The 10,755-nt window shown below is 48.2% G+C and carries 7 protein-coding genes and 1 pseudogene; 2 read left to right on the plus strand and 6 right to left on the minus strand.

What is annotated here, in order from left to right; all coding sequences use genetic code 11:
• The 4 genes and pseudogenes from AB7U36_RS10620 to ilvD all read right to left on the minus strand — a co-directional run.
• Positions 1–636, minus strand: a pseudogene (locus tag AB7U36_RS10620) (citramalate synthase); the annotation flags it as partial.
• Positions 633–1,124, minus strand: coding sequence for an acetolactate synthase small subunit (ilvN, locus tag AB7U36_RS10625; RefSeq protein ID WP_428159753.1), 492 nt, complete (start codon positions 1,122–1,124; stop codon positions 633–635). The pseudogene AB7U36_RS10620 and the gene ilvN, both read right to left, overlap by 4 nt.
• A 15-nt stretch (positions 1,125–1,139) precedes the next feature.
• Positions 1,140–2,831: a biosynthetic-type acetolactate synthase large subunit gene (gene ilvB / locus AB7U36_RS10630; protein ID WP_428159759.1), complete on the minus strand. Its 1,692-nt coding sequence runs from the start codon at positions 2,829–2,831 to the stop codon at positions 1,140–1,142.
• Positions 2,832–2,843: 12 nt separating this feature from the next.
• Complete coding sequence (ilvD, locus tag AB7U36_RS10635; protein ID WP_428159754.1) at positions 2,844–4,514, minus strand: dihydroxy-acid dehydratase; 1,671 nt, start codon at positions 4,512–4,514, stop codon at positions 2,844–2,846.
• Positions 4,515–4,937: 423 nt separating this feature from the next.
• Between ilvD and AB7U36_RS10640 the strand changes: the two genes are divergently transcribed.
• Both AB7U36_RS10640 and AB7U36_RS10645 read left to right on the plus strand, forming a co-directional pair.
• Complete coding sequence (locus AB7U36_RS10640) at positions 4,938–7,460, plus strand: response regulator (RefSeq protein WP_428159755.1); 2,523 nt, start codon at positions 4,938–4,940, stop codon at positions 7,458–7,460.
• Positions 7,457–8,605, plus strand: coding sequence for a response regulator (locus AB7U36_RS10645; protein ID WP_428159756.1), 1,149 nt, complete (start codon positions 7,457–7,459; stop codon positions 8,603–8,605). Before AB7U36_RS10640 ends, AB7U36_RS10645 begins: the two co-directional genes overlap by 4 nt.
• Here the strand turns inward: AB7U36_RS10645 and larB are convergent.
• Positions 8,602–9,363 carry a nickel pincer cofactor biosynthesis protein LarB gene (gene larB / locus AB7U36_RS10650; RefSeq protein ID WP_428159757.1) on the minus strand — a complete coding sequence of 254 codons (762 nt, stop codon included), beginning with the start codon at positions 9,361–9,363 and terminating at the stop codon, positions 8,602–8,604. The genes AB7U36_RS10645 and larB overlap by 4 nt on opposite strands.
• Before the next feature lie 7 nt (positions 9,364–9,370).
• Positions 9,371–10,513, minus strand: coding sequence for a ParM/StbA family protein (locus AB7U36_RS10655; protein ID WP_428159758.1), 1,143 nt, complete (start codon positions 10,511–10,513; stop codon positions 9,371–9,373).
• Between the last annotated feature and the right edge of the window lie 242 nt (positions 10,514–10,755).

Raw genomic sequence — 10,755 nt, forward strand, 5'->3', positions numbered from 1 at the left:
GAAAATGACATCTTCATAATCCTTGAAATGGGCAATGGTTTCCCTGGTGATGGTGTCGATGTCACAGGGGAGGCTGCCGCCGTTGGTGTCACAAAGCACCAGACAGCGGGTCCCTCCTTTTAAAGCTGCTTCCAGAGTTTCCAAAGCAAAATCGGCATTGGCTTTATATCCGTCGTAAAAATGTTCAGCATCATAAAGCACTTCACGGCCCCGGGCCTTAAGATAGGATACAGTCTCGGTGATCATGGCAAGGTTTTCTTCCCGGGTATTGTTCATAATGTCACTTACATGCAGATCCCAGGATTTGCCGAAAATTGTAACCACAGGCGCACCTGAATCAATCAGCGCCTTGATGTTACTGTCTTTTTCACAGGTTGAATTTTGTCTTCGTGTGGATCCGAATGCACAGATTTTGGCCTGTTTGAACTGTTTGCCCCTGACCAGATCAAAAAAAGCCTGGGCCCCGGGATTGGAGCCGGGCCACCCCCCTTCAATGTAGTGGATCCCGGCATCATCCAGGCGCATGGCGATTTTAAGTTTGTCCTCGGGGGAAAAAAAAATATTCTCCCCCTGCATCCCGTCACGCAAGGTTGTGTCGTAGAGCAGGGCTTTTTTCTTTGCTTTGACTGCCGTCATTTTCCGTTCTCCCTGCCCAGGGCAATGGTGCCTGTGGACGCAATTTCAACAATGCCCATGGGCTTCATCAACTCAACAAACGCATTGATTTTGCCGGAATCACCTGACACTTCCACGATAAAGTGTGAGGCCCCTACATCAACGATTTTGGATCTGAAAATATCAACCATACGCATAATTTCAGCCCGTTTTTCAGTTTTTGCATGGACCTTGATCAGAGCAAGCTCACGTTCCACATACTCTTTTTGCGTTAAATCGTTAACCGTTATGACATTGATCAACTTATGCAACTGCTTTTTGATCTGTTCGATGACGTGCGCGTCGCAGAAGGTGACCATGGTGATCACGGAAACCTGGGGATCTGCTGTTTTTGCCACGCTTAAGGAATCAATGTTAAAGCCGCGGCCGGAGAACAGTCCTGAAATCCGGGACAGCACACCCGGTTCATTGTCCACAAGAATTGATAAAATATATCTGTTTGTTTCCATATCAATTATCCTTATTTAAACCAGAAGCATGTCAGTGATGGCCCCGCCAGCCGGAACCATGGGATAGACCGATTCTTCACGTTCAACAATAAAGTCCATAATTACTGTACCCGGTGTATTCAGGCCCGTTTTGAGGGTCTGGGTCACGTTAGCCGGATCATCACACCTGAAACCTGTTGCCCCGTATGCATCGGCAAGTTTTACAAAATCAGGCTGGGCCTCCATATTGGTGTCTGCATATACTTTATTGTAGAAAAGTTCCTGCCACTGGCGCACCATGCCAAGATACCGGTTGTTTAAAATGACAATTTTTACATCCAGTTTTTCAGCTACGGCCGTCATCAGTTCCTGGGAATTCATCTGGATTGAGCCGTCACCTGCCACACAGACAACTAATTTGTCAGGCGCCGCTGCCTTGGCGCCTATGGCTGCGGGGAGACCAAACCCCATAACACCAAGGCCGCCGGATGTTATAAAATGGTTGGGTTTTTCAAAATGATAATACTGGGCAGCCCACATCTGGTTTTGCCCCACTTCCGTGGTGACAATGGCGTTGCCTTTGGTGATCTCATACAGTTTTTCAACCACATATTGCGGCTTGATGGTGTCAAAGGACTGGTCATATTTTAAGGGTGTCAGCTGTTTCCACTCATTGATGCGGTGAAGCCATGCATCCCGGTCCTTCATAAAATTCTCAGCCGCTTCTTTTTCCATAAGCCCGGCAATATCTGCCAGAGCCATTTTGCAGTCCCCTACAATGGGGCAGTCAACTTCAACATTCTTGTGGATGGATGTGGGGTCAATGTCAATTTGAATAACTTTTGCGTCAGGGGCAAATTTTTCAAGGTTACCGGTTACACGGTCATCAAACCGGACACCCGCCGCAAAAATCAGGTCGCTGTGGCCAATGCTCATGTTGGCCCGGTAGGTGCCGTGCATGCCCAGCATGCCCAGCCAATTGGCATCAGATCCGGGAAAGGCCCCAAGCCCCATCAGGGATGCCGTTACAGGGATATTGGCAAATTTTGCAATCCGGGTAAACTCCTTGCTCGCCCCGGATGAAATGACCCCGCCGCCGGCAAACATGACAGGACGGCGGGCCTCTTTGATCATTTTTACAGCCGTTGTCATCTGCTTTTTATTGGGCTTGTAATTAGGCTTGTAGGTGTTCATTTTCACGGGGCCCGGCATCTGAAAATCAATTATTGCCTGGACAACATCCTTGGGCAGATCCACCAGCACCGGGCCGGGGCGTCCGGACCCGGCAATGAAAAAGGCTTCCTGGATGATCTCCGCAAGCTTGCTTGGGTCTTTGACCAGGTAGTTGTGTTTGGTGCAGGGGCGGGTGATGCCGACAATGTCCACTTCCTGGAAGGCATCGTTGCCGATAAGGCCTGTGGGCACCTGGCCTGTAAAGACCACGATGGGAATGGAATCGCAATGGGCGGATGCCAGTCCTGTTACGGCATTTGTGGCACCGGGTCCCGAGGTTACAAGTGCGACGCCTGTGGTTTTATGGGCCCTTGCATAGGCATCGGCCATGTGAACGGCCCCCTGTTCATGGCGCGCCAGAACATGGCGCAGGTCATCGTGTTTAAGAATTTCATCATGGATATCAATGGTGGCGCCGCCGGGATATCCAAAAATAGTGTCAACACCCTGTGCCTTTATCATATTAATTAGGATTTGAGCCCCTGTGAGTTTCATCATACGCTCCTTTTATTTAAATACGGCACCGTTGCCGGCAGATGTCACCAGCCTGGCATAACGGGCCATATAACCTTTTTTGATTTTAGGTTCGGGTTTTTTCCAGTCTGCTTTTCGCAATGCCAGTTCATCTTGCGGTACCAGCAGTTCAATGGCTTTGTTTGGAATATCAATGCGGATCTGATCGCCTTCACAAACAAGGGCAATCAGGCCGCCCTGGGCGGCTTCCGGAGATACATGGCCGATGCTGGCGCCCTTGGTGCCACCGGAAAACCGGCCGTCTGTGATCAGGGCACACCGGTCATCAAGCCCCATGCCTGCAATGGCTGATGTGGGGGTGAGCATCTCGCGCATGCCCGGACCGCCGGCCGGTCCCTCGTACCGGATCACGATGACATCGCCCGGATTGATCTGCCGCGCCATGATCGCTGTGGTGGCATCTTCTTCACACTCAAATACCCTTGCAGGACCCTGGTGAGTCATCATTTCAGGCAGAACCGCAGACTGTTTGACCACACAGCCTTCGGGTGCAATGTTGCCAAACAATACAGCAAGCCCGCCTTCCTTATGATAGGGATCGTTCACCGGCCGGATGACATCCGGGTATTTCACCCGGACGTTTTCAAGATTTTCTTTAATGGTTTTGCCTGTGACTGTCACAAGCCCTGTGTCGATCATGTTGTTGTCACTAAGTTCCTTCATCATCGCCTGGATGCCGCCGGCAGCGTCAAGGTCTTCAATATGGTCCTTCCCGCCGGGGCTTAGTGAGCATAAATGGGGGGTTTTTTTGCTCACTTCATTAATCAAATCCAGAGGGATATCCACACCTGCTTCGGCAGCAACAGCTTTGAGATGCAGGACTGTATTGGTGGAACAGCCCAATGCCATATCCACGGCCAAGGCATTCATAAATGCCTGTCTGGTCATGATTTTGTCCGGGGTAATGTTGTTTTCCACCAAAGAGAGGATCTGCATACCGGCCTGCTTGGCCAGCCGCAACCGGCTGGACATGGGTGCCGGAATGGTGCCGTTGCCGGGCAGCCCCATGCCGATGGCTTCGGTGAGGCAATTCATGGAATTGGCCGTGAACATGCCTGCACAGGACCCGCAGGTTGGGCAGCCCGCATTTTCCATTTCCAAAAGCTCTTCTTCGGTCATCTTGCCGCTTTGTACTGCACCCACGGCCTCGAATATGGTGATCAGGTCTATTTTCTTTGACCGGTCATGGGGGTGGCGACCTGCCAGCATGGGGCCGCCACTGACAAAAATGGCCGGAATGTTGAGCCTCGCTGCGGCCATCAGCATGCCCGGAACAATTTTATCGCAATTGGGCACCATGACAATACCGTCAAAGGGGTGGGCCGTGGCAACCACTTCAATGCTGTCGGCAATGAGTTCCCTTGATGCCAGTGAATAGTGCATGCCGATATGGTTCATGGCAATACCGTCACATACACCGATGGTGGAAAACTCCATGGGGGTGCCGCCGGCCATGGAGATACCGGCCTTCACGGCTTTGACAATGGAATCCAAGTGCATGTGGCCCGGGATCAGTTCATTGGCGGAATTGGCAATCCCGATCAGGGGCCGGTCAAGTTCAACATCGGTGTATCCCAAGGCTTTGAGCAGGCCCCGGTGGGGTGCCCTTGCCACGCCCTGCGTTGCAATGCAGCTTCTTCTCATTTTTTTAAAAGTCTCCTAAAAGCAAAAAAGCCGTTACCTGCCCCCCTTCGGGGCTGGTAACGGCTTTTTTTCATTAATCTTATTTAAGCCACTAATCGCCCCTTCGCCAGGAGGTGACAATAATCACCTCCACGATAATAAGGACTACCAGGCTGTTAATAATATTTATCTTGATCATAATATTTACTCTTAATTAATCAATATTAATTATATATAAATAACATTAATGTCAAGAAAAAATAAAACCTTTACCCAATTAAAATTTACACCTGACAAATAGCCAATATAAACGAATTAGGGTTTGACATTCAAACAGGCAGACCGTTATATTATTTTCATATCCGCTCCTAATACCTTAAATTTAAATTGATACAAAACAACATGATCACTGACAAACATCCATCAATCCGCCTGTCATTCATTATGACAGCAATCGTATTCTGCCTGGCAGGACTTGGTCTGTATGCGAACACGCTTGCTTTGATTGCGCCATCCATAGCTGCGGCTTGTCTGATATGGGCAGCCTGCAACTTTTTAAGTCCAAGACCCGTGATTATGGGTCGCAGTATAGTGCTGATTTTTACGGCATATATTGCCTGGTTTGTCTGCCTTACCGGCGGCATTTTCAGCCCGGGTCAATTTTTTTTCATCTTGGCCATGGCCGGCGCTGTACTCTTAGATGATCTCCTTGGCTTTTTAATGACATGTGGCCTTTGCGCAGCACTGCTTGCCTTTTTTTATTTTGGTCCTTCCTGGGGCCCGGGTGCATTGAATCTCAATAAAGTTCGCTTTGTTTTTCTTGTCATTTTATTTTCAGGGATTGGATCTGCTCTGTTTTTGCTGCTCATAAGACACTTGAGTTTAATCAAAGGACAACAAAGTTTAATCCGGGATCGGCAAGCGGCCCTGGAACTTTCTGAAAAGGTCCGGGAAGATGCCAAAAATGCCATTGAGGTTAAGGACAGGTTTTTGGCCAACATGAGCCATGAAATACGAAATCCCATGAACGGGGTTTTAGGCATGATCCATGTTCTTCTTGACTCTAAGCTTGACGCCAAACAAAGACGCCACGCAGATATTGCCTATAACAGCGCCAAGGCCCTGTTAAGCATTGTCAATGATATCCTTGATCTGTCCAAAATTGAGGCCGGCAAAATTGAAATTGATATCCGCCCCTTTGATCTTGAAATTGCCATCAAGGATATTGTCTCTTTACCGGAACTCCAGGCCAGGCAAAAAGGACTTGAGTTTATTTATACTATTGATACGGATGTGCCAAGACTGCTCAAAGGCGATATCGGCAGAATACGCCAGGTGATCTTAAATTTTACAGGCAATGCCATCAAATTTACCGAATCCGGTGCTGTTACCCTGAATGTGACTCTCAAAGAGGATCAAGAAGAACACGCGCTAATCCATTTCAGTGTGGATGATACGGGTATCGGTATCAGCGAGGACGTACTTAAAAGCCTTTTTTCGCCCTTTGTTCAGGCCGATGCGTCTATTACCAAAAAATATGGCGGTACCGGCCTTGGCTTATCCATCTCAAAATTGTTCATTGAACTCATGGGCGGTCAGGTGGGTGCGGACAGCATTGAAATGATAGGCTCCACGTTCTGGTTTGAAGTCCCCTTTGAAAAACAGCAGCCCGAAGAGATTGTCCAGGATCTGTCTGCCATTTCCATGAACGAAATCAGGGTGGTTGCCATATCTGACGAACCAGAACCCAGCACCCGGCTGACAAGAGTGCTTGACCGGATCGGATTTAATTATAAGACTTGTGAATACGGCCAGGTCATTGAACTTGTCAGTCTGGCCAACACGAGTTCAACCCCCTTTCATGCGGTCATTATGGAGGTTAGCGAATCAGACCAATATGCAAGGGCCATTGGCCGGGAATTCAGACAGATTCCTGAGTTGAACAGCCTTGCGTGTATTATCGTCACTGCCGTGGGTAAGAAAGGGGATGCAAGGGAATTTGAAGACTTGGGCTTCTCGGCATTTTTAAGCTTTCCTTTGGACGGGAACATTCTTCAGGATACCATCCGCACAGTGCTTTCACCAGCCTACCAGAAAAGCAGCCAGTCCATTATTACCCGGTATACCCTTGCAGAATACAGGAAAAGAGGGTTTAAAATTTTAATCGTGGATGACCTTGAAACCAATGTTCTGACGGTAAAGGAATTTATAAGCAAACAGGGGTACCAGACCGATTCGGTATCCAACGGCCTCCAGGCTGTCGAAAAGGTGAAGCATACTAAATACGATTTGATCTTCATGGACTGTCAGATGCCGGAAATGGACGGCTATGAAGCCAGCCGTCAGATCCGGGCATATGAAGCCTTAGAAAAGCTTGCAGTGACGCCAATCATTGCCATGACCGGAAACGCCTTTGAAAGGGACCGGCAGGCATGTAAAGAGTCCGGCATGAATGATTTCATTTCAAAACCGGTCAATCCCCAGGATTTAATTGAACTGATTGAAGCGTATCAGTCCGGAACCGTGACTTCGGTGGCGTTTGAAACCCCCAATTTTGACATGCCGGGTCTTGATGTTCATGACGTTAAAAAACAAGAACGGATCCCCGCTGATTTGGAAAACAACAATGCGCCCGTGCCTGTATTTGACCGGGCCGGGTTTCTTGAACGATTTGGCAATGACGAGGAACTTGCTGCAGAGATTCTTGGGGCATTTTTCCAGGAAGTTGAGGAACTTGTTGATAACCTTGTGTCGGCTGTTAAAAAAGAGCCCTTTGATCCTGAATATCTCAGGGACTGTGCCCATGCGTTGAAAGGTGCTGCCGCCAATGTAAATGCAGAGCAGTTAAGGCGTGCCGCCCTTGACATTGAAACCCAAACCAGCAATGATATTCAGCCGGATGTATTGGATGTACCCGAAAGGATGACCGAATACTTGAACCGGTTTAACAGGGAAGCCCGTTTATGATTGATCTGAAAACCATGACCATACTGGTTGTGGATGATATGAAAAGCATGCGTCTGACCCTGCGCAAAATGCTGCGCAATCTTGAGATAGGCAAAGAGTTGCTGTTTGCTGATAATGGGAAATCAGGCCTAAGTGTACTGAAAAAGTCTTCCTGTGACTTGCTCATTGTTGACTGGAACATGCCGGAAATGAACGGCAGCCAGATGTTGGCCTACCTCCGCCGGGACCCTAATATCAGGGACATACCTGTTATTATGGTCACAGCCGAAAACGAACGCGACATTGTGGCCGAGGCGGCAGAACACGAAGTGGAGGGTTATCTTCTTAAACCATTGACCCTGGCCTCGCTGGATACAAAAATAAAGAGTGTTGTTGAGGCTGCCAACCACCCGGAACAGGCAAAACTTCACCTGCTTGAGGCAAGGGCGTGTGAAGAGACAGGCAATATTGAAGGCGCCATAGACGAAACCCGAAAGGCCTTAAGGCTTAAACCCAATGCATCACGGATTTTAAGAAAACTAGGGCTTTTATACCTTGAGATCCAGAAATTGGAAATCGGTGAAAAATGTCTTCAAAAAGCCGTTGCTGTAAACCCTCAGGATACAATTTCGCGAAGCCATCTGGCCAAGCTGTATATTAACAAACGCGCATTTAAACAGGCAGCCCAGCTTTACATGGAGATTCTCTCTTTTAGCACCAGGTATTTTGATTCAGCTGTTCATCTAGGTGAAACACTTTTGATTAACGGATTTAGAAATGAGGCAAGAACGCTTTTTTCGCGTATCATGTCAAAAAGCCGCTCCAACAGGATGCTTCAGGAAAGAATCATTGATCTCTGCCTGGACAACCAGGAATATGGGTTTGTGACCGAGATGGTTGCCCAGGCGGTCAAAGACAATCCTGCCAACCTTGATCTTTTGTATAAGGCCGGCACCATTTACCTTGAAACCGGTGACCAGGAAAAAGCTCTGGAATGCTTTGTCACCGTTGATGACAACAGGCGTGGAGATATTAAAACCAAACTTCAGATCGCCCGGATTCATTTCAACAATAAACATATTCTCCAGGCCGATGACTATCTGAACCGCATTTTGAGAATTGACCCGACAAACAAGGAGGCCCTGGAACTGCGCCAGAGAGTCTAGCACCCACCTCCCACGTGGTTAATGGTCGAGGCCATATAACCTGCCCCGAATCCGTTGTCGATATTAACCACTGCAATATTTGAACTGCAGGAATTAAGCATGCCCAAAAGGGCAGTCATACCGTTGAAGCTTGTGCCGTAACCCACGCTTGTGGGAACTGCAATTACAGGCGCTTTGACAAGGCCGCCCACCACCGAAGGCAGGGCACCTTCCATGCCTGCGGCAACAATAATGACAGAAGCGTTTTCAAGATCTTCCTGATGTGCGAAAAGGCGATGGATGCCTGCGACCCCGACATCAAAAAGTGTTTTTACCTGGTTACCCATGGCCTTTGCCGTTAAAAAGGCTTCCATTGCCACCGGAATATCTGATGTCCCTGCACTGACGATGAGGATTGTACCCCGGCCTGTAATGGCAGGGGGGTGTTTTTCTATTTTTAATAGGTGTGCGTCGTCAAAATATTGCGCATGGGGAAACCGTGAAAGAACCGTGGCGGCCTTTTCCTGGTCAATACGGGTTACAAGCACGATGTTTTCCGATTTTTCCAGTTTTTCAAGAATGGCAATAATCTGTGCCGATGTTTTGCCCTGCCCGAAAATCACCTCGGGAAATCCTTTGCGAAGGGCCCTGTGATGATCCACATGGGCGCAGCCGATATCTTCAAACGAGAAATGTTTTAATTGATCTGCCGCCTGTCCAACGGGCAGTGCGCCGTCAGCCACCATAGAAAGAATTTTTGTTAATGTTTCAATGTTCATATAGCGTCTAAGCGTTTTGCCTTCTCAACCAGGCAAGTCCTTTCCCTGTTTTATCTGTTTCTTCCGAAGAAGGTCCCTCTTCCCGGGCTGAAGGCTCTTCTTTAGGGGCCGGTGCTGCCTGCCGGGAAGGCGTTTTCTTATCTTTTCCCCATTTGTAATGACCGAACTTACAATATCCCTGAACATTATTGAAGCGTGCGTCAATGCTCTTGGGAATGGGGATCACATTGCCATCAACAGATGGTACCAGAAATTCGGCCAAAGGGATAGCCCCCCCGCCGGATACGATGATAGAGTCAATATCCCAGTCATTTTTCCACAGCCGGTTCAAATCAGAGGCAATGGCCGAGGCCGCATGTGTATACACGCGTTTTTTAAGATTGAGCACATTGTACTCCTTGCCCCGAATTTTAACCACGCCGGATTCAATGAACTTAAAAATTTTGTAAGGTTCAATATTGATGCCACTTTCCTGGCGCAGCTTATCCGCGATCACGGAAAAGCATTTGGACACCCCTGTATCCATGGTTGACGAGCCCCTTTCAATGTACTGGAGATGGTCAAAAATGGAAAAATCCGTTGTTTTAAAACCAATATCCACCACCCCGAGTTTGGACGCCGCAAGATCCCTGTCGCAGATTTTTCCGTAATCGTCAAAAATCAGGTTAAAGATTGAACCAATGGGCTGGGGAATGACATGCACCCTGTCAATGATAAGTTTTCTGTGTTCGTCGGGTGCGGCCTGGTGATGATAGATGATTTCGTGCTCACCCTGTATAATCTGTTTAAGCCGCCTGGTATCCCGTTTCAGATACGCCACAGGCAGGCCGGTTACCACATTGACAGGACCATGGGTCTGGGCGCATATGCCTGCCGCCGCAAGGGCCAGTATCTTGATGAATTCTTCCACCATTTTTTCCTGGTCAAGGGTATATTCGGTCAAGTTGGACTGACGTTCGGCATAGGTTCCTAAAAAATAGGTTTTATTGTCCAGGGTGATATGCAGGTTATCCGTTGGTTCGGCATCGCCCATGGATGACATAAACTGAATATCCGCTGCATCTCCGATCAGGGATTTGAAAATTACTGAATTTTGTCCGCTATATGCCTTTGTAAAACCAAACCCCACATCTATGCCGATAATTTCCATGTCCTGACCTCCTGATGTAATCCACCTGATATAATCTGCTTAGATACGTTGTGAACAGTTTTGGAATTGTTTATGGCAAAAGTACCATTGTCATTGCCATCAGTCAAGGAATGAAGAAGGAATGAAGCGGTTTGTTCAGGTTTTCCCTGATCCACCGTCAAAAAAATTCAACCACTATGGGCTGGAAGCCCATATAATGCTATCGAGACTGAAAGTCTCGCTCTCAGCTAAAGCTGACTGAA

This window comes from Desulfobacter sp., from assembly GCF_050177295.1.

Bases quoted from the DNA above. Each gene is read 5' to 3' on its own strand.
- ilvN (WP_428159753.1), bottom strand. From the start codon at position 1,124: ATGGAAACAAACAGATATATTTTATCAATTCTTGTGGACAATGAACCG.
- ilvB (WP_428159759.1), bottom strand. From the start codon at position 2,831: ATGAAACTCACAGGGGCTCAAATCCTAATTAATATGATAAAGGCACAG.
- ilvD (WP_428159754.1), bottom strand. From the start codon at position 4,514: ATGAGAAGAAGCTGCATTGCAACGCAGGGCGTGGCAAGGGCACCCCAC.
- AB7U36_RS10640 (WP_428159755.1), top strand. From the start codon at position 4,938: ATGACAGCAATCGTATTCTGCCTGGCAGGACTTGGTCTGTATGCGAAC.
- AB7U36_RS10645 (WP_428159756.1), top strand. From the start codon at position 7,457: ATGATTGATCTGAAAACCATGACCATACTGGTTGTGGATGATATGAAA.
- larB (WP_428159757.1), bottom strand. From the start codon at position 9,363: ATGAACATTGAAACATTAACAAAAATTCTTTCTATGGTGGCTGACGGC.
- AB7U36_RS10655 (WP_428159758.1), bottom strand. From the start codon at position 10,513: ATGGAAATTATCGGCATAGATGTGGGGTTTGGTTTTACAAAGGCATAT.